The sequence below is a fragment of the Neptunomonas marina genome (assembly GCF_004005935.1).
GTDB classification, from domain to species: Bacteria; Pseudomonadota; Gammaproteobacteria; order Pseudomonadales; family Balneatricaceae; genus Neptunomonas; species Neptunomonas marina.
In genome coordinates, this window is record NZ_SACQ01000001.1 from 679,863 (window position 1) to 698,092 (window position 18,230).

Below are 18,230 nucleotides of genomic sequence, written 5' to 3' on the forward strand. Positions count from 1 at the left end.
GCTATAATGTTGTTTTTTCTCGATAGTTCGCTAACTCAGCAGGTTTATTAATGACAGTACGTACACGCGTCGCTCCGTCTCCTACGGGCGATCCTCATGTGGGCACGGCCTATATCGCACTTTTCAACCTCGCCTTCGCACGCCAGCATGGCGGTGAATTTATCTTACGTATCGAAGATACTGACCAAACCCGCAGTACCGAAGCGTCTGAACAAAAGATTTTAGATTCGCTGCGTTGGTTAGGGCTTGAGTGGGATGAAGGCCCTGATGTTAGCGGCCCGCACGGCCCTTATCGCCAAAGTGAACGTAAAGATATCTATGCGGATTATGCCTTTGAGCTGGTGGAGAAAGGCTTAGCATTTCGCTGCTACCGAACAGCAGAGGAGCTAAATGAACTGCGAGAAGTACGTCGTGAGCAGGGCCAGCACACGGCGCTCAAGCAAAGCGATCTAGCATTGCCAGAGGCGGAAGTCGCGAAGCGCGAAGCCGAGGGCGCGCCATTTGTTATCCGTATGGTCGTTCCTGAAGAGGAGGGCGTGTGTGTTGTTAACGATATGCTGCGTGGCGATATCGAGCTGGACTGGGGAATGGTTGATGCCCAAATCCTACTGAAGTCCGATGGTATGCCAACATACCACCTTGCCAATGTGGTGGATGATCATCTGATGAAGATCACCCACGTGATCCGTGGCGAGGAGTGGATCAACTCCGCACCGAAACATAAGCTGCTCTATCAATACTTTGGCTGGGATATGCCGCAGCTTTGCCATATGCCACTGCTACGCAACCCAGACAAATCAAAGCTCTCTAAGCGTAAAAATCCAACCAGCATCCTCTACTACGAGCGCATGGGTTACTTACCCGAGGCGTTGCTGAACTACCTAGGCCGTATGGGTTGGTCGATGCCGGATGAACGCGAAAAGTTTAGCCGTGACGAGATGTTCGCCAACTTTGATATTCAGCGTGTGTCACTCGGTGGTCCAGTGTTTGACCAAGAAAAGCTCAGCTGGCTAAACGGACTATGGATGCGTGAAGACCTTGATGCGGCGGCTTTTGCCGAGAAGTATCAAGCTTGGGCGCTCAACCCAGAATATTTGATGCAGATCGTGCCGTTGATCCAGCAGCGTGTAGAGAAGTTCTCTGATGTGGCGCCACTGGCTAGCTTCTTCTTGTCTGGCATGTTGGATTTAAGGGAGTCTGACTTTGAACATAAGTCCGTGACTTTGGATGATGCGAAGAAAATCCTGCAGTTTAGCGTTTGGTTGTTGGATACTGAAAACAACTGGGAAAAAGATCACCTGTTTGCTGAGCTGAAGAGCCTGTCTGAAAAGATGGGTTATAAGTTGCGCGACTTCCTCTTCCCGCTGTTTATCGCCATCGCGGGTACGAACCAGACTGTCTCGGTAATGGACTCCATGTCTATTCTTGGCCCAGATATGAGCCGTGCTCGCCTGCGTCACGCCGTTAATCTGCTAGGCGGCCCTTCTAAGAAAGAAGCCAAGCGCTGGGAGAAAGAGTTCAAAGCGCTGTAATGTAAGCGAAGAGCTCATCTTCAAGGCCTGCAAACGCAGGCCTTTTTTGTATCTGGAATTTAAGCGACAGCTGCGCTGTTTTTCTAGCAGCCCCTTCGTCTTACGCCCGAGATACCTCTGTCCAGCGATTACTGAGCGGACTTGAGTGTTTACAGCAGTTCATTAGCGGAAACTATTTTACGCGGCGGCGTGTACTTTGTTTCACGCTATCGGTAGCATCTGTTACCAATTACATACATGAGGTTAAGCAGTACGGTGTTTTTAACAGGTAAACATGTCGATTTGGCCGCATCATTGGAAGCGGTGGGTGCTCCTATTTCTATCTGGGAGCGCAGCTATTCAGGGAAGCTGCTATTCGTCAGCGGCAATTCGCGTTTTCAAGAGATTGTCGATCAACGCCTTTCTGGGCTTGTTGAGCATGATCTCGCTTCGGTATTGCCACGCTATGTTGCGTCACAAATAGAACCTGCCATTGAAGAGTGCTTAGATAGCCAGCGCTCTGTTGAGACAGAGGTGGTTATCGAGCGCCATGGCAGAACCCGCTGGTGGCGTTTTCAATACTCTCCACTGCTCACGCGGGAAGGGGAGGTTCGCCGCCTGATGAATACCTGCATTGAGATAACCGAAAAGAAAGAGCTAGAACGTTCGCTCGATACCAGCTTGCGTCGCTTTGAAGCGGTCATCAACACAGCCTATGACGGTATTATCTCCATTGATGAATCGCAGCAAGTCAAAATGTTTAATCAGGCTGCGGGAGATATGTTTGGTATCAAACCTGATTCTGCCATCGGCCGCCCGCTAACGGACCTCATGCCAGCGCGTTATCGCCATGGTCACCACGGTTATATGGAAGGATTTAAGCACTCGCCGGTGATGTCCCGCCCGATGCACACGCGGGCAGCAGTAACAGGGCTACGTAGCGATGGCACTGAGTTTCCACTGGAAGTGACGATCTCCAAGATACAGGTGGGTACACAAACCGAAATGACCGCTGTGCTGCGAGATATCTCAGAGCGCTCACGTTTGATGGAAGAGCTACGAGAAGCAGCCTCCGTTGATAGTGCAACAGGTTTATATAATCGCCGTTTCTTCGAGGACCAAACCGAGCGCGAGCTTGCGCGCTGTCGTTACTTTGGCCATAAAATGACGCTGATGGTCATTGCCGTGGATCGCTATAAAGAGCTGACTGATGGACACGGAAATAGCTTTGGTGATCGCTTGATGAGCGATGTTTCAAAGGCTGTTGTTGAGGGGGGCCGTAAAGTCGATATTGTTGCCCGATACCATGCGGGTTCCTTAGCTATCCTGCTACCTGAGATGCCTGCAGAGCAAGCATTGGAGAGGGCCGAAACGATCCGCAAATACGCAGCAAGCGCGTTGGCACCAGAGAGTATGATACCGATAACATTTAGTATCGGCGTTGCTGAGTTCTGTGATGAAAGCTATGCTGACGAGCTGTTTGCCCGCGCCGAGCGTGCATTGAGTAGAGCAGGCGAAAATAGAGTGGAACAAGATAGAAAGTAGCAAGCAACACCTTGAAAACCAAGAAAAAAGCTTGACTACAAAAATAGATATGGGATTATAGCGGCGTGCTCAGCAACACTCTTCGAGCACGTCAAATGGGGCCTTAGCTCAGCTGGGAGAGCGGTTCGCTGGCAGCGAACAGGTCAGCGGTTCGATCCCGCTAGGCTCCACCAATCCCTTTTCTCGCATAATCTCTTAAAGTCCTAATTTCTTTAAATATCAGTAGCTTAACATCTGTTTTAAGTCTCTCATTGTCCCAATATATCTACCCCTAGCCCAGAGATTTCGGGGGTATATAATGGGGTATCTGATTTTCAGAAGGGGGTATGTGCTCCCAAGCTGAAAAACTCCGTGTATTCAATGAGATAGAGGCACTGCAATGCGCTTAACTGACAAGCAGATTAAAGCACTTAAGCCACGAGAAAAGGACTTCAAACAGGCTGATGGGCAAGGCCTCTATCTTCTTGTGACGAAGAAAGGACACAAGTATTGGCGACTCAAGTATCGATTTAACGGTAAAGAGAAGCTGCTTTCAATAGGCGTTTATCCAGAGATCTCTCTTAAAGAAGCGAGAGCCAAAACAGCAGAAGCGAAAGCAGCGTTGGCCGAGGGTAACGATCCTAGCATAGTAAAGAAGCAAAGAGCGCGTGCTGCGGAAGTTCATACATTTGAACAGCTGGCCCGTGAGTGGTTTGAGGTAAAGAGAAAGGACGTTGCCCCGACCACGGAAAAGCGCATGCTGAGTATGATCGACAATTGGATAGTGCCGTACTTGGGTCGATTTGAAGCCGCAAAGATGGGGCCGTTGGATGTCCTAGAGGCAATAAAAATTGCTGAGGCTCAGGGCAAAAATGATACAGCTCATCGTATGCGCGAAACTTGCTCTCAGATATTTAGATACGGAATCATTACACAGGTTTGCAAGCATGATCCGGCTCGCGACTTGATCGGCGCGCTCGAGAAGAATAGGCCGCAGCATTACTCGGCAGTTACTGATCCCGATGCCGCTGGGCGATTGATGGCCGATATTGAGCTGTTCGAGGGAACAGTCATTGTTAAGACTGCGCTAGCATGTTCTGCATATTGGTTTTGCCGACCGATTGAGGTGCGCTCACTGGAATGGTCTGATGTTGATTTTGAAGGGGCACTGATTACTATTCCGGCCTCTCGCATGAAGCTGCGCCGAGACCACATTATCCCTTTAGCTACTCAAAGCCTCGCGCTGCTGGAGGCCTTAAAGCCGATCACTGGGCGGTCTAAATATGTCTTTCCGTCTGCTAGGGGTAATAGTCGCTGTATGTCTGAGAATGCTGTTCGGGTGGCGTTACGGACGATGGGATATACAAAAGAGATGATGACGTCGCATGGTTTTAGGGCCATGGCGCGTACGTTGTTAGATGAGGAGCTTGGCTATCGTGTTGAGTGGATTGAGCATCAGTTGGCTCATGAAGTGCGGGACGCAAATGGTCGAGCTTATAACCGCACTTCATTCTTAAACCAGAGACGCGAGATGATGCAGTCTTGGGCTGACTACATTGATAGCCTGAGGGAGATGAAAAAGCAGGGAGTTACGATTCAACGGAGTTTTGGTGCTGAGCATCAATCCAGTTCTGAATAGATGACTCTAACCAGCCCACACGCTTTCCTCCAAGGGATATCTGCTTCGGGAATGTGTTGTTGTCGATATGACGGTAGATGGTGCTGCGCCCCAGCGAAGTCCGGTACATAACCTCTTTTATGGGCAGGACTCGATCTACCTTTTCTGCTGCAGTTGTCGTCATTGATAGCGTTCCTCTTTACTGATGCATCACTTTAGAAATTGTTTCTTGGCTTTCTTGCCTAACTTTGGCTTCATGTTAGTCATCACTCAGGTCTGGCAGCATCTTGGGCATGCTTCCTTTTTGATATGCCTCTGTAATTTGAGGGAGCATGAATTGGCTTACGGTTGCGCCGTTCGGCAGTACGATGTTGGCCATGAACTCATCTTCAAAAATGGCTATGCCGGCTTCAACTGCTTCAAGCTTCGCTTTGATAACGAGCGCTAATGCCCGCCATTTTTGACGGCATGCTTGCTCCCATGCTTTATGTGCTGCCGACTCCGTTCGTGCTTTGCCAGTGGGTGTTTCGGTGAATAGAGAGGCCGTCTTTCTGGGCATTGGCAGCAGAAACTTGATCTGCCGCCCAGCCATGCGAAACCCTACTACCGCTTTCTCTTGGTCCCAGCCGTACATGAATTGATCGGCGCCGTATTTTTGTAGCGTCCTTTCAATTTCGGCGCGGCTCTTATCGGTGCTTACCGATGTTGATTCGGCATATGCCATGGTTGATTCCTTTTGTCTGGTGCGCGTGATCTGTGGCGCGCGAACAGGTGATGTTATACCGCTCTCACTTTTGGTCTGAAGATCGAAGCGCCGCCAACAGAGCTGCCCCCATCAAATTCAACATGACCTGAGCTATCTATTTTTGTAATCTTGTGGGGCGCTTTGTAGTCCCAGTCTCGCCCATATGAGCCGCTGCCACCCTCTGTAATAATGACCGTATCCCCTAATGAGAATCCGAGGCGCTTTTCCTCTTCTTTAAGCAATTGCTCTGAATAATGCTCGGCATCAATCTGAGTACTTAACACTCGATATGTCTGACCCTCATGCTCCAAAAGAAATAAATCAGGTGATTCGCCGGTGTGATGAATGTCGTAATAAATACAGCTTCCCTGCACAGCTAGTCCATTTAGCTCATGGTCTTGATCTATTACCTTTACTAGGTAGCTCATAATTCTTGCCTCTTACTCAATCGGTATAACAATCAGTTCTACGGCGGACGCTGACGCACCCCAGATCTGCTGGATGCGCCAAGCGCGCTACGGTAGTGATTCGGCCCGTTAACATGCTGTTTGCTTTGGCTGTTTTGCACGCGCTTTCGTAGTTTTTAGCTCCCACGTAAAGCTTTTCGGTCTTAACCGGCTTGCCATGGCCACGGACCTTGGAAACGAACACCACCCACTTTTTATGTGGCTTGCCTGCCCAGTAGGCTTCGGCGTTGAATGAGTCTGGTGTGCTCATACCGTATCCATCCCCATAATTGCGCCACGCATGCCTTCCGTTGAATGGAAGTAGAGCATTCTTGAAGGAGGCGCTCCCTGTACACTGAGGTTTCCAGGCAGTGACTTGAGCAGATTGAAGTACTTGGGCTGGATCTTTATTCCCTCGATATCAACGAAATCATGATCTCTGTATCGTTTACCGGTCGCGTTGCATGCTGTGCATTCGCCCGCTAATCTAGTTTTCCCAGACCCATTGCATGATGCGCATTCGACTTTATAGTCGTTGTAGGCATTTTCGAACTCGACAGTTCCTTTACCATTGCATTCTCGACATGTGAGGTCAGTTACATGCCCTGTGCCCTCACATTCTGTACAAGTTGACATCTCGGGGCTTTGGATGCTGTCGCTTAGTGGGTTGAGCTCCTGCATTTCAGTAAACCCATGCGCATCAATAAACCTCGCGACGCCTGCATTAGGGGTTGCTAGGCCCGCGCTGCTACCTTCAAGCACGGGAACTAGAATTATCACATGCCCATTTGTTGCAACGGCAAAGCCTTTGTGGAGCATCGGCTCTCTGAGGTAGGTGCGCCGATCATCTTCCCCAGCGCACCAATGTTTTAGATCGACGGAATTCATGACTTCACCACTCCACCAAATGCCGCGCTGAGATCCTTCCATAGCTTCTGGTATTCCAGCGCCATGCGGGCAACGTCGCTATCTAGTCGCGCTAGCGGGTCTTCGTCGCTTTTTTCGTCATTGAGCTTTTTCAATAACTCTTCTGTTAAGTGGATGCCTTTGAGAGATAGGTCGGCGTCCAGTGCAAATTTGATGGTGTTATCCCAAGTGAGGGATAGGCGATCTACGAGTAACCCGCTTTCCAGATGGGCTTTTACTTCGTCATCAAATACGCTTTGGTCTTTGATGCGCACGTATCCCAGCTCAGAGCCTACGGCTTTTAGCGTGCAGGCGTCTTCGCACGTGAACGGGCGGCTTTCTCGCTCCTGCTTTAACCACTCGGACATGACAACTGCAGGGGAGTGATGCACATCTGGCAGAGCCACTGGCAATGATCCTAAGCTGTTACGCAGTAGGTTTAGCAGTTGCGCTGCGGGTTTATGTGTGGCGCTATCGACCATGATCAAGCCTGCGGCAGGAATGATCAGGCAGCGGGTTTGTGTGTAGTTACTAAAGGCGCGCGGCAGTAGGTCGAGGATGATCTCATCCTTGAGCAGCAGCTTTTCTTTTCGATATACCTTGCGCCCTTGGTTCTGCTCGATCACGGCGATTCGTTCATCGAGCGCTTTCTTTATCACCTTTGGTGGCAGGATCTTCTCTTCTTTCTGGGCACAGATTAGTAGTGCACCATGGGCTGCAAACACTAGCGCGTCGTCGTTGAGGGCACTATGCGGTTTTGTCCAGCCAAAGCGCCCGAGTTCTTGGCTTTTACAGCCCGTGAAAACGTGTTCACTCAGCGCAGCAGATAGTGCTTCAGGCGTTAGGGTGAAGCCTTCTTTAAGCTGGTACGGGATTAGGTTTTTGAAGAACATCTCACCATTCCTCCTGAGTACCCAGTGAGGCATCCACTCTATCTATATAAAAAGCATCTATGTCTGTAATGACGGTGCCCGCTGCATAAAGCTTGAAGATGTAGCTATCTACTGCATTAAAAGCTGCGGTTGGGTTGTATTCAAATCGATGAGAAATGCGGATCGTATGGCCGCTGATATAAAGCTCCACCTTGTCTTCGCTACCAGCGCGCATTTTGAGGTTGTAAGAGCCCCTCAAACAACCATCATTTTCTTCAAAATCGATATCAACTTCATCTAGCCAGTCATCTTTTTCATATGATTCAAAATCGCGCCAAAGCTCACACACATTGCTTACTAGCTCGTGAAGGCTGATTTCTTTAGGTGCTGGGGCTAGTAACGCATCTATCTCAGCATTGAATTTTTCTGCTGCTTGGCCCGCAAATAGATTCCCTAGTTTTTCCCGAACTCCTACTAGCATCTGCTGGTTGTATTCGGGAATGGAAAAATCATTCGGGTCAATCCGAACGATCTCTTTCAGGACGGTTTCAAGGGACTTATGAAACTCCCCGTGGCGAGAAAAGACTTCAGATACGGCGAGGTTGATTGTATTCTCGACTTGATCTGAAATGCTTTTTTGTAGTGCTCCGCTTTTGATCATTTCGGAGACTTGTGCGTCGACGATTGCTTTAATATCCATCCTGCTATCCTTATTCAAACTCAAGATTCAGTTGCTTTGAGACGTACACAAAACCGCGCACGCCTTTTTTCTTGTATCGGTTGACTACCCCCCCCCGATACGCTTCGTACAGCTCTCTAGTCACAGCGGAGCGCTTGGCATTACATAGCTTGGCAAGTAGGCCCGAGGTGTATTCTTGCCCCGGTCGCATCGCGCAAATAATGTGGTTGTCACTCATGATTGACACACCTTGTGTTAGGCAACTTTTGGCAAATAAAAAGCCCCAGCAATAGGGGCTTCAAAAAGCGGTCTAAGCAGCTGAAGCCTTAGCTTGATCTTCAATGGCCCAGTAAATTTCCATACAGGCCTGAGCATCAGCCATCGCGGTATGAGCGTTCTGAAGCTCTTTGCCAGTGAAGTGCAGGTAGGCCTCAGACAGCTTCGGATTTTTGCCCAGCTGCATAATGGGGTGAGCCATCCGCATGGTGCAGTCGTGGTTTTCTTTATCGCCCCACTGGTCAATCGCTTCATCGGTATAGCCATAGCGCTTCAGACCAATGCGGATAATGCGCTGATCGAACGTCTTGTTGTGCGCCACGCGCTTGCCGCCGGTCATCTGCATGAAGACTGCCAGCGCATCCGCTTCATTGACGCCCACCTTGTTGGCAATCTCTGTGGTAATGCCGTGAATCTCTGATACCTCGACGGGGATCTCCCAGCCGTTTGGCTGGATGATGAGATCTACAGTCGAGATGATTTCGCGGGTATCTGCATTTGCCAAAATCGCGGCCAGCTGGACTAAGTGTGGCTGATGCTCGCTGCCAGAAGGGGACTTCCAATCAGGAAAACCAGTTGTTTCGGCATCGTAAAATAGAATCGTATTCATGACTTTCTCCGAGAATTAGCGCGCCAGAACGGCGCGAACTTTTGTACTGCGAAACAGCTGCTGTGCGTGCCGAGTGGCGATGGCTGTTCCTTTGCTGCGTGGAAAACAAGAAAGGCCAATCGTAGTGATCAGCCTTCCGTTGAGGTAAATGCAATAAGTGTCCATAACTGGCTACTCAGTCTTGCGGAATACTCCGCCGCAGTATGCGATTGCGACCAATTCACCGGGCACCCATACACCGATAGGCATATTCCAGCTTTCGTTAGATAACTGGACGGCAAAGCCTTCTGCTTCATCTCGCGAGCATTCCACTATGTTTGCGGCGTGCGCTTTACTCAGATCGCCGTATGCATGCTTACTAACAGTAGCCACCGGAACGGCTTGAACTGGCTCAGTCTCCATAGTGACGGGCTCATGCACAGTTTGGGGCTCAGTCGGTGAATGAGCTTCAGTTTGCTGTTTAAGCTCAGGCTCGCGCTGTGCTTCCTGCTCTTTTCGGCGCTGTTCCTCCTCAAACTTGCGGCGGCTCATTTCCTCGGCGACTTTTTGGCGCTGCAGCTCCGATTGAAGCATTGCCTCAAGGCTCTGGCTGTAGTCCTCATCAGAAGCAAAGAGGAATGTTTCGATGTGAGCGCGGGTGAGAGGCGCAGCTAAACCGGCTTTGTAAGATTGGTTTTCGAGCTGTAGCAGGCGCATCTCTGTTTGCTGCTGAAGTTGCTTGTCGGCTTGAACCCGTTTTTGCACTTCGTTAAGCGAGCCTGCCGTTAACTTGCCTGTTTTTGTTAGTGCGGTAATTTTGATTAGGTCTTCGATCTGCGTATGACGGAATTCATCCTCAACGCCATGAAGCTCCCATTCGCTTAGACGGCGCTCTTCTAACTTTGCTTTGGCCAGAGCACGCGTTTCGTCCTCGAACACCTTTACTTGATCAAGCAGGCGCTGCCGTCCGTCCTTACACATTTTCTCAAGAGCTTTTGCCTGCTCCTCGAATGTTCGAATGGGGCCGCTGACTTTCTCGACAGCTTCGCGGCGACGCTTGCCGATATCACCGGCCATCTTATTGAGCTCGGTTGCAAGCTTCTTTGAGCCTGCCAGCGTGTCAGCGGTGACCACAACGTCGTACTGCTTTAATTCGCTCTCTAGCCACGCTTTGGTTTCTTCAAAGTTGAAGGCAATAGCAGCAGGAGTTGTATTGATTACCACCAGATCAGTGGCTTGGCGAGGTTCCATTTTTTCAGCTGCAGACATGGTTATTGCTCCTGATTTTGTGCGGCGTGAGATAAGTTTGAACAGTGGTCTTTATAAGACTGGATGAGTGAGGTGCGCTCAGCACTGCCTTCTGGCCATTGCGTAGCTGCGGCCTTCCACTGATCTAGGTCTTCTTTAGTAGTGCATACCTGGAGCTCTTTTAGCAGCTGGTCGACTGGGGGAGGCTGGTCAAAGCTCGGCATAGATTGTTTTTGACTGCCCAAAGAGGCTGATTGGGCCTCTGCCTTGCTTGAATTGCCCACTCGACTTTTCAGGGATGATTGGTTTGCTGCTGGGTTTACCTCGCGCTCGCTGACGAGTGTGGTTTGTCGATACCGTTCTGCTTCATCTTCATCAATGATGCCTGACAAACCGAAAGCGTAACGAGCTGCTTGAATAGTGGCTTTATGCCTTAGCATCCGTGCGGGCCATTTTTTCCATGGCTCCGACGTGCCTTTGCACTCATCTAGGTATTCGGTCACCTCTGTCGGTCGCTGGCGATCCTTACGATAGATACGGCATGTAATAGCAGATAAAGCACCATTGGCATCTAGTGAGTCCGAAAACTCCATACCATCAAACTGCGTGTGCTCATTGATGATTTTTAACCATCCATCGATGGACACAATTGGTTGAATCGCGCCGCGGTTATTGAAGGCATAGATCTCCTTCGTTAAAGGATTCAGACGGTACTCATTAGCAATGGCTAGAAATGTAATCAGTTCGCCATCGCTTACTTGACCATTGTTCTTGGCTTTCATGAGCGTATTCGTCATCAAAGAGCGAGTTTCCTGCTCATCGATGTTCAGGCGGCTCGCCATGACTGCGAATGGACTTTTCTGAGGGGTGGTTTGTTGTGAAATGGTTGCAACATTACTCATGACAATCTCCGTTCATCCTGACGAATGGCCCAAGCGGGGCGCTCAAGTGATCTAATATGAAGCCAGTCGTCTTCGACGCGGCAACGGTGGTAGGTTTCTAGGTTTTCGCGATAAAGCTCGTGTCCACGTTGCTTCCAGTCGTCAGGCAGTTCCACGACATCAACCATGTAGCGACCGGCACTAACGCTAGAACTCACTGCTAGGAATAGGAACTGCGGGCGCACTCCAAAATGCTTCTCGTATCCCTCGGAATACATAGCGTCCTGCACGTGGTAGCGAAACTCTTCGACATGTTTTTCTAGCCGATCCATGCCCTCTACCTTCTTAACGTCCACAATGATGTGGTGATTGGTCAGAATGCGGTCTGGTCGGATACGGCAAAGCTCACCGGTTTCATCATCGGTCCAGTAAATCGATGCTTCATTGATACCTGCTTGCTCGAAGATCCAGCGAGCAGTTGGGTGTGCCATAACGCTGCCTTGCATGATTTGCAGCTGTCGCCATTCGTCGGCGGTCATGATGATTTTGTCGTCATGCTCTTGCTGGAAAGCCTCCCATTGGGTTCGGCCTTCGTTTGTTCGCCGGTTAAAATCTGGCGCGATGATAAACTCGCTGTTGAAGTTGTGCGGTTCCAACAGAAGACAGTGCAGGGCGGAACCAAAGTCCATCGCTTTAAGCTTTTGGTCGTCAACTGGCGCTTCTTTCGACCAAGGAAGCGAGGAAGGGCAGTGAGCGATAAGGTCTAAGCCGCTTTTGCTAATGCCTTCGCCTGCGTGATAGTCGGCGTTACTGAGGTTTTCATAGAAGCCAGGCGCACAAAAAACCGACCCAATGGCCGGTTGATCTTGTTCTAATAAGTCGAATGGATTTGCGGGCATGTTCATGCTGCGTCCTCCACAATGCAGTCATTCCATGCGGCGATGCGTTCGATGGTGTCAGCAGCAACTTGCTCAGCCGCTATCTGCTTTAATTCGCCATATAACATGGCGTCACAGGCGCCGTTCTCGCCGTCCATTTCGGTGATCTTTTCCTCTACGTCGGAGAAGTCGATCACGTCCCAAGTGCCGGGGCCGGTGCGATAACTGCCGCCTGATATCAGGACTAAAGCAATTTCTTCCAGAGTGATGTAGTCCATGTTGTCCTCCAATCCTTACATGTAGACCCAATCAGCTGGTGACGTTGGGTGGTTGAGCTTTTGAACGACTTCACGCTGAGCTAAGCCGCGTTTCATAGCTGCATCTAGCTGGTCACCTTGCACCTTCGCAACTTCAAGCTCTTGCAAGATGACCGTGCCTGACTTGAGATCGAGATCATCTGGTTTGATGGTGGTTACCCGTTGCTCATGAGGACTGAGCCAGTTTGTGACGATGTAAACGGTCATGCTGTCCATGGCAGTTACTCCGGTTTATAGATTGGGATTTCAAATTGGATAGCTGGCATAGCGGCTTTGTAAGCCTTGCGGTTGAGCCAAGCTCGCACGCGCTGCTCATTTGCTATCAAGCTGGAAGTGTGAGGTGCGCCGTATCCGTGCAGCACTCTCACGCGGTAATCGCGGCTAGGTTGCCGCTGGGATTGGCGTTCCATAGTGTTCTCCTGTTTGTTTCTGGCAAGACAGTTACGGCTGCCTTCTCAGAAATAAACGTGGTTTAACACGCCCGTCACACCTATCCATCTATGCAGATTCGGTCGCAACTCGCCGCTACGGGGTTTGGCTTACGCCTTGCGGGTCTAAGTTGGGTAGGTAAGTCGCCTACACGATTGGTTAAAGTTCTTGACATAAAGAATAATGAATTAAACAAAACATGCAAGATTTTTTGTCAAAAAGTTTAACCATTATTGATCGGCTCTTTATACAATCGAATCAGAGTCTCAACATTCAGCGTGTTAAAATGTCTCGATGAAAAAGGGAATTTTGGTGCTGTTGCTGTTGCTATCTCCGGCAGCGATGGCGGGAAAGATATATGGAGATGTGGTTGTAGATCGTGTTGGCACCGTGATTGATGGTGACTCGTTTAAGGTGGATATCGACGAGTGGCCACCGATCCTTGGGAAGGGCATTACCGTCAGAATCAACGAAATCGATACGCCAGAGTTGCGCGGGAAGTGCCCCTATGAAAAGCAGCTAGCACGAGAAGCCAAGCAGTTCAGTGTAAGCGTACTGAGAGCAGGGAGTAGGGTGGAGCTTAGAAACATTCGTCGAGGAAAGTACTTTCGGGTAATAGCTGATGTGTTTGTCGATGGAGTGGATCTTGGAAGCCAGCTCCTAGAGCAGAAGCTGGCACGGCGCTATAAAAAGCGCAGGGAAGGGTGGTGTGATTAGGGCTTCTCTGTTGCAAGACTAGCGCTATCTGGCGTCTTACTAGAGAGAACACGTTTCATATATTCACCAACTGACTCTTGAACAGTTTGAGAGGCTGGCTGCTGTTCCTTACCAAAATCTTCTAGAGAGTACCGGTACTCTCCCCGTGATATCTTGAGAGCTGTTTGAAGGTCCAAATCCATGCTACTCATCCCTATAGTAGTTACTGAAAAAGTGGTTGTTGAGCTCAGGCTCGAAATAGTGCTTTCGTTTTATCCATATGAACCCGTCGCCTTTAGAAATAATGGCAACGTCTACCGGACCGCCTACTGTCTCTGAGCTTGTAGACATGCGCCTGCGTACTGAGGTTAAGTTTACAAGTGACTCCGCCAATTGCGCAATCTCTTCTTTTGGAAGAAAGCCGACCGCTGAAACGATAGGTCCCGAATGCTCGTTGTCCATTTTGTCGGCTAAATATGCTTGCGAAGTTTCTATGAAATCAATTCCTGCTTTTTTTATTTTCCTGTTAATTCTATCAATTACATCCGGGCTCAGTGCCTCTTCTTGCATTGCCTTAACCAACTGATCAGGAACTTCATTTTCAGTAAAGTGAGACATTAATCCACCAACGGCGTGATAGAGCTCAGAGGCCATTCCATTCATAAAGCTTGCTATAACATCACCTTGTGCGAACGGAGTAATGGAAGCGGTATTTTTTTCACTAATGTTGGTAGCCTGAATGGGTGTATGTTTCAAGCAGCCGAAGAGGAATCCTTCGATTCTGGTTTCGACTTGCGCTGGAAATATTTCTTTGTCCCCAAAGCCCGCGATAACAATGCCTGACTCTGAGCCTGAATATGGGGGCTCTTTTGGAGCCGCTTCAGCGCAAAGCTTAATGATTCGTTGTCTTCTCTCAAGGTTCAGGAAGCTTTTCCAGTTTTGAAATACTCCATCAATTAGATGATCGACCTGGACAGAGTTGTGATCTAACTTCGAGACTGCATTGTTGCTCTCCATGCTATCAAGAGAGTCATAGGTGCATATTGACGTTGCTATGGAATCTATGGCTTTTTCGAAGCTCGTATCAAATAACTCCGAGAGCTGCTTTGATATTTGATCGTGAGACAGGTTGGATGTTGCTTCTGTGAAGTAATCATTGAGCCTGACATAAAAGCTTCTTATGAAACCCTCAATGTACTGCGCTTCAATAGTGTTTAAGTCTTGGCTATCTTCGACTAAAGACTTTATATGGCCTAGGAAGTCGGCGAGGTATTGTTCAAGCTTATCTCTCTTTGTTGAAGATAGTATTTTGCGGTATGTCTTGATGATAGTTTCCCAAGGAATCGACATATACGATGCTGAGCCATAAATCATAATTCCGACCGGCTCGTACTTTGACAGCGCGAACAGTTTATTTACGGAGTTATAGACCTTATGTGCACCGTTCGGACCTATGGTTACTGTTACCGCGCTATCTGCAGCTAAGGCAACCGCTTGTGTGTTCATGATTGAAACTTCGGTGGTCATTTAAGTCCCTTCCCTGGTCTGTGCTAATTGGCTTTTATGACGTAGAAGCCATAAGTCTTCGTTCAGAATGCTCTTCATACGCTTCGGATTGACTTGTTGTTCAACCCTAGATATCACCTTGACTGAACGTTGAGCTGCAATCAGTTGTGGTTTGGTCGTCAGTCACTAAAATTACATTGAGCTCGGTAGTTCTCAAGAGCTGTTTACCCATCTCTAACGCCTCTTCAGATCGAGCTTGGCCCACATGAGAGAACATTGAGCTTAGGTAGGATGCCAGAGCTTCAGCCCTCTTTTCAGTGGAGAAGGAGTGCATCAGAGTTTTATGACGAATAAAGTAATCAATTACTTGTTCGCATAAGGCTGTCGCTGAAAGGCTCTGAGAGCCTGAGCTAAACGCAGGTATGTTAATTGATATCTGGTGGTCGTTGTTCGGTAAATAGATGACCTTGGGTTTGCCTAGCACCATGTTAGGGTGGCGAAAGTCGGCCACGACGCCATTTGCAATATCTTGTTCGAGCCGCATTATGCCCCAATCGAGCATACTAACCGGCTCTTTCTGGAGCATCTTAGTTACTTGGCGTTGCTCAGCGACTGCACTTTGGGTGCAGAACACCCCTAGAGCTAGCGCAATCAGCAAAGATGTCGATGCTTTCATAAATACGTCCCTGTGCCTCGAAGATTGATAATTTAAGCTGAGCGGTAGAGGCTACCTTCCCGCCAGCCATGGCACTTACTTCACAGCGAGCTTCTAGTCATTACCTGTTCTTAGCGTGACAGAATTTACACCACCTGCTTAGCCCATCTGCTTGCTTGGTTGACTTGAAGAAGCTGCTTTTCTCGCGTCTTTGGTTGCACTTAGAGCAGATTTTATAGCGACCATTACGTGTTTTTTTGGCGTGACTTTTAGTCTTGCTTTCGTCGATACAAGACTTGCACCATTTACTCAAACCGTCGCTGTACTTCTGGGTTGTATAGTACTCATCAGTCGATTTCGTGAGCTGGCACTTCGGACAACTCTTGACTCTCTTTAAGTCTCGTTGCTTGCGGTGCTTTTTTGACTCGCCACTAGAGAACGGGGTCTCAATAGCTAAGTGCTCAGGAACCGAGGAGTGGCTTGTGTCATATATTCGGGAAGAGGGGGCTTGTTGGCTTCTATCAAGTCGTGAGGTTGTTTCCAGAGCAGGACTTTCAAATACAGGCTGATCAAGCTTTTGCGATGCCCTAGAGCGGTCGATTGCAGACCGAATATGCTCTTGTGAGACATGACCACTTAGTGTTTGTTCAACTTCGACTCGTCCATGCTTATCAACCCTGCGAGTCTCAGTAAATGTCAGCTCTTCTTTGTTCGACGAAGAGTTTGAGTCAAAGATTTTATAAACAATAAAACCAATAACAATAAGAGCTATAACTTCCATGTCTAACCTAACTTATTAAATCCGTCTTATTGGCCTATGAACCAGCGCAACGACTTGTCCGATGATGTTGATGAACTGGAGCCTATCGGGGGAGATGATCTCATCTTCGTAAGCGGGATCATCCTTGTTATCGCTGCTAATCTTCCAAGTACCATCCAGCTTCCTAAAGAAGCGTTTCACCCTTAGATCACCTTCGAGGTTAAAAGCGAACACCGCATCATTAATCGGCTTTGTTTGGGACTTGTCGATCATGAGCTTATCGCCGTTGTAAAACGTGCGCTCCATCGAGTCACCGCGCACAGTCACGATCATTCCATCGCCAGGGAATACACCTGACTCTGTGTAGTAATACGCTGGAATTTGCAGGTACTCAGGCTCCGACTCTAGACCAGCATCAGCACCAAACCCAGCAGCGAACTCAACATCATAGATTGGCGTTGGGACTGTGCCGCCGTTCGAATCTAGCCCCAACGGTGAGGAGTCTAGGCCAAGACCTACAGCCCCTCTGTCGTTTTCGCCAATACCTGTCTGCAGCCACTCAACCGAGCACTCTAAGCCGGCAGCCAGCTTAATTAGAGAATCGCCTGACGGCTTGTTATTCCCTAAAAGCCAATGAGAAACCGAAGCGCGATTAATCCCCGCCTTGCGTGCAAGCGCTGCCTGAGAAAGCCCTAAAGCTTCCATTCGTTGTGCTATTCGAGCCGAAATAGTTTTTTCCATGTAAATAGTTTAAGCAAATTGCTAGTTAAAGACTTTGACGCTTCTGTTTAATGTGTTTAAACTTCTGTCATTAATTTTGGTTAAAGGTTGAAACATTTCATGACGCCAGAAGAAGCTATCGAGTATTTCAAAACTTATGAGAAAGCCGCAGGGGCAATGGGATTGTCGAGGCCGAGCATGTCCTACTACGTCCGAAAGGGCGGCCTTCCATACACGAAGCAGTGTGAGTTGGAAAAAGCTACGAGTGGAAAGCTCAAAGCTCGTCGTGAAGATGACCCAGAAAACCCATTCTATAAGCCGAAATCAGCAGCTTAGAGGCCATACAAAAAACAAATCAAGCAGCCAGCCGCAGCATAAGGACTCATTCCCATGAAGAAAGACCATAACAAGTGCATACACCTCACGAAGCCAGAGAACGACCAATTAAAACGTGCCAGCGAGCTAACCGACCGAAGTATGTCGCAGATCTTGCACGACTGTTTTGTCGTCGCGCTGAAAAAGCCCGGTGGTTTAGAGCAGCGGTTAGCTGAGGAAAGATTGACGCAGGCTCGCGAGCTTGTCACCGATTCTAATCATCCCATGGCTTCCATGGATTTCTTCAGCACAGAGCGTTCGCAAGATACCCGTGACGATGCGCGCTTTTCGCGTCTCTTTGCTGAGGCGCGACGCCCAGACACTTTGCACGGCTGACCCGTTACCGATCCCAATACCCTGTGCACCTTGAGGCTGATTGTTTGATTCCCTGAATCAGCCTCCTTTTTCAAGCGCATTTCCGAGTGTGCTTCAAAAAGCTGGCAGGAGATCTAGCTTAGTCGTTCGGCGAGGACTGCCGGATGCAACACGCCAGTTGGCGCCATAGGTGGTGCCGACTGGTAGCCCTTTCTATGAGAGGGGACTGAACAGCGTCTTGGTCTTTATCGGCTGGGCTAGGGCGCTGTTCAGTTACGAGCACA

The 18,230-nt window shown here is 49.0% G+C and carries 24 protein-coding genes and 1 tRNA gene; 7 read left to right on the forward strand and 18 right to left on the reverse strand.

Annotation, left to right across the window (positions count from 1 at the left end; genetic code table 11):
• Positions 1 to 50 precede the first annotated feature (50 nt).
• From gltX to EOE65_RS03175, 4 genes are all read left to right on the forward strand, one after another.
• Positions 51 to 1,532 (forward strand): glutamate--tRNA ligase, encoded by a 1,482-nt coding sequence (gltX, locus tag EOE65_RS03160; protein ID WP_127692837.1) that lies wholly within the window; start codon positions 51 to 53, stop codon positions 1,530 to 1,532.
• A gap of 255 nt (positions 1,533 to 1,787) precedes the next feature.
• The gene (locus EOE65_RS03165) at positions 1,788 to 3,056 is read left to right on the forward strand and encodes a GGDEF domain-containing protein (RefSeq protein ID WP_164846998.1); all 1,269 of its coding nucleotides are present in this window, start codon (positions 1,788 to 1,790) and stop codon (positions 3,054 to 3,056) included.
• A 97-nt stretch (positions 3,057 to 3,153) separates the two neighbouring features.
• Positions 3,154 to 3,229: transfer RNA gene (locus EOE65_RS03170), tRNA-Ala, on the forward strand.
• Positions 3,230 to 3,435: 206 nt separating this feature from the next.
• Entirely contained in the window at positions 3,436 to 4,674 is a 1,239-nt protein-coding gene (locus EOE65_RS03175) for a tyrosine-type recombinase/integrase (RefSeq protein WP_127692839.1), read from the forward strand.
• On the opposite strand, the gene EOE65_RS03180 is transcribed toward EOE65_RS03175, so the two are convergent.
• The 15 genes from EOE65_RS03180 to EOE65_RS03250 form a co-directional block, all read right to left on the reverse strand.
• Entirely contained in the window at positions 4,625 to 4,837 is a 213-nt protein-coding gene (locus EOE65_RS03180) for a helix-turn-helix transcriptional regulator (protein ID WP_127692840.1), read from the reverse strand. The genes EOE65_RS03175 and EOE65_RS03180 overlap by 50 nt on opposite strands.
• A gap of 75 nt (positions 4,838 to 4,912) precedes the next feature.
• Positions 4,913 to 5,377 (reverse strand): hypothetical protein, encoded by a 465-nt coding sequence (locus tag EOE65_RS03185; protein WP_127692841.1) that lies wholly within the window; start codon positions 5,375 to 5,377, stop codon positions 4,913 to 4,915.
• 53 nt (positions 5,378 to 5,430) lie between these two features.
• Positions 5,431 to 5,826 carry a hypothetical protein gene (locus EOE65_RS03190; RefSeq protein ID WP_127692842.1) on the reverse strand — a complete coding sequence of 132 codons (396 nt, stop codon included), beginning with the start codon at positions 5,824 to 5,826 and terminating at the stop codon, positions 5,431 to 5,433.
• A 16-nt stretch (positions 5,827 to 5,842) separates the two neighbouring features.
• Positions 5,843 to 6,115, reverse strand: a complete 273-nt coding sequence (locus EOE65_RS03195) for a hypothetical protein (RefSeq protein ID WP_127692843.1) — start codon at positions 6,113 to 6,115, stop codon at positions 5,843 to 5,845.
• Positions 6,112 to 6,732: a hypothetical protein gene (locus EOE65_RS03200; protein ID WP_127692844.1), complete on the reverse strand. Its 621-nt coding sequence runs from the start codon at positions 6,730 to 6,732 to the stop codon at positions 6,112 to 6,114. Before EOE65_RS03200 ends, EOE65_RS03195 begins: the two co-directional genes overlap by 4 nt.
• Positions 6,729 to 7,643, reverse strand: a complete 915-nt coding sequence (locus EOE65_RS03205; RefSeq protein ID WP_127692845.1) for a recombination-associated protein RdgC — start codon at positions 7,641 to 7,643, stop codon at positions 6,729 to 6,731. The genes EOE65_RS03200 and EOE65_RS03205 overlap by 4 nt, the downstream gene beginning before the upstream one ends.
• A gap of 1 nt (position 7,644) precedes the next feature.
• Positions 7,645 to 8,322, reverse strand: a complete 678-nt coding sequence (locus EOE65_RS03210) for a hypothetical protein (protein ID WP_127692846.1) — start codon at positions 8,320 to 8,322, stop codon at positions 7,645 to 7,647.
• 10 nt (positions 8,323 to 8,332) lie between these two features.
• A complete protein-coding gene (locus EOE65_RS03215; RefSeq protein WP_127692847.1) occupies positions 8,333 to 8,539 on the reverse strand; it encodes a hypothetical protein in 207 nt (68 codons plus the stop codon).
• A 72-nt stretch (positions 8,540 to 8,611) separates the two neighbouring features.
• Entirely contained in the window at positions 8,612 to 9,187 is a 576-nt protein-coding gene (locus EOE65_RS03220) for a 3'-5' exonuclease (protein ID WP_127692848.1), read from the reverse strand.
• A gap of 171 nt (positions 9,188 to 9,358) precedes the next feature.
• Positions 9,359 to 10,435, reverse strand: coding sequence for a DUF1351 domain-containing protein (locus EOE65_RS03225; RefSeq protein WP_127692849.1), 1,077 nt, complete (start codon positions 10,433 to 10,435; stop codon positions 9,359 to 9,361).
• Between the two features lie 2 nt (positions 10,436 to 10,437).
• On the reverse strand, positions 10,438 to 11,316 hold the full coding sequence (locus EOE65_RS03230) for a recombinase RecT (protein ID WP_206052592.1): 879 nt from the start codon (positions 11,314 to 11,316) through the stop codon (positions 10,438 to 10,440).
• Positions 11,313 to 12,200 (reverse strand): PD-(D/E)XK nuclease-like domain-containing protein, encoded by an 888-nt coding sequence (locus EOE65_RS03235; protein WP_206052593.1) that lies wholly within the window; start codon positions 12,198 to 12,200, stop codon positions 11,313 to 11,315. The genes EOE65_RS03230 and EOE65_RS03235 overlap by 4 nt, the downstream gene beginning before the upstream one ends.
• The gene (locus EOE65_RS03240; protein WP_127692850.1) at positions 12,197 to 12,451 is read right to left on the reverse strand and encodes a hypothetical protein; all 255 of its coding nucleotides are present in this window, start codon (positions 12,449 to 12,451) and stop codon (positions 12,197 to 12,199) included. Before EOE65_RS03240 ends, EOE65_RS03235 begins: the two co-directional genes overlap by 4 nt.
• A 15-nt stretch (positions 12,452 to 12,466) precedes the next feature.
• Positions 12,467 to 12,706 carry a hypothetical protein gene (locus EOE65_RS03245; protein ID WP_127692851.1) on the reverse strand — a complete coding sequence of 80 codons (240 nt, stop codon included), beginning with the start codon at positions 12,704 to 12,706 and terminating at the stop codon, positions 12,467 to 12,469.
• A 5-nt stretch (positions 12,707 to 12,711) separates the two neighbouring features.
• The gene (locus EOE65_RS03250; protein ID WP_127692852.1) at positions 12,712 to 12,900 is read right to left on the reverse strand and encodes a hypothetical protein; all 189 of its coding nucleotides are present in this window, start codon (positions 12,898 to 12,900) and stop codon (positions 12,712 to 12,714) included.
• Between the two features lie 313 nt (positions 12,901 to 13,213).
• Here EOE65_RS03250 and EOE65_RS03255 point away from each other — a divergent pair, with 313 nt between their 5' ends.
• Positions 13,214 to 13,636, forward strand: coding sequence for a thermonuclease family protein (locus EOE65_RS03255; RefSeq protein ID WP_127692853.1), 423 nt, complete (start codon positions 13,214 to 13,216; stop codon positions 13,634 to 13,636).
• Between the two features lie 183 nt (positions 13,637 to 13,819).
• Here the strand turns inward: EOE65_RS03255 and EOE65_RS03260 are convergent, their stop codons facing one another.
• The 3 genes from EOE65_RS03260 to EOE65_RS03270 all read right to left on the reverse strand — a co-directional run bounded on the left by EOE65_RS03260 (position 13,820) and on the right by EOE65_RS03270 (position 17,277).
• Complete coding sequence (locus tag EOE65_RS03260; protein WP_127692854.1) at positions 13,820 to 15,142, reverse strand: hypothetical protein; 1,323 nt, start codon at positions 15,140 to 15,142, stop codon at positions 13,820 to 13,822.
• A 106-nt stretch (positions 15,143 to 15,248) separates the two neighbouring features.
• The gene (locus EOE65_RS03265; RefSeq protein WP_127692855.1) at positions 15,249 to 15,797 is read right to left on the reverse strand and encodes a hypothetical protein; all 549 of its coding nucleotides are present in this window, start codon (positions 15,795 to 15,797) and stop codon (positions 15,249 to 15,251) included.
• A gap of 775 nt (positions 15,798 to 16,572) precedes the next feature.
• Positions 16,573 to 17,277, reverse strand: a complete 705-nt coding sequence (locus tag EOE65_RS03270) for an XRE family transcriptional regulator (protein WP_127692856.1) — start codon at positions 17,275 to 17,277, stop codon at positions 16,573 to 16,575.
• A 99-nt stretch (positions 17,278 to 17,376) separates the two neighbouring features.
• Here EOE65_RS03270 and EOE65_RS03275 point away from each other — a divergent pair, with 99 nt between their 5' ends.
• A complete protein-coding gene (locus EOE65_RS03275; RefSeq protein ID WP_127692857.1) occupies positions 17,377 to 17,592 on the forward strand; it encodes a Cro/CI family transcriptional regulator in 216 nt (71 codons plus the stop codon).
• A 54-nt stretch (positions 17,593 to 17,646) separates the two neighbouring features.
• Positions 17,647 to 17,967, forward strand: a complete 321-nt coding sequence (locus EOE65_RS03280) for a hypothetical protein (RefSeq protein ID WP_127692858.1) — start codon at positions 17,647 to 17,649, stop codon at positions 17,965 to 17,967.
• The last annotated feature ends 263 nt before the right edge of the window (positions 17,968 to 18,230 follow it).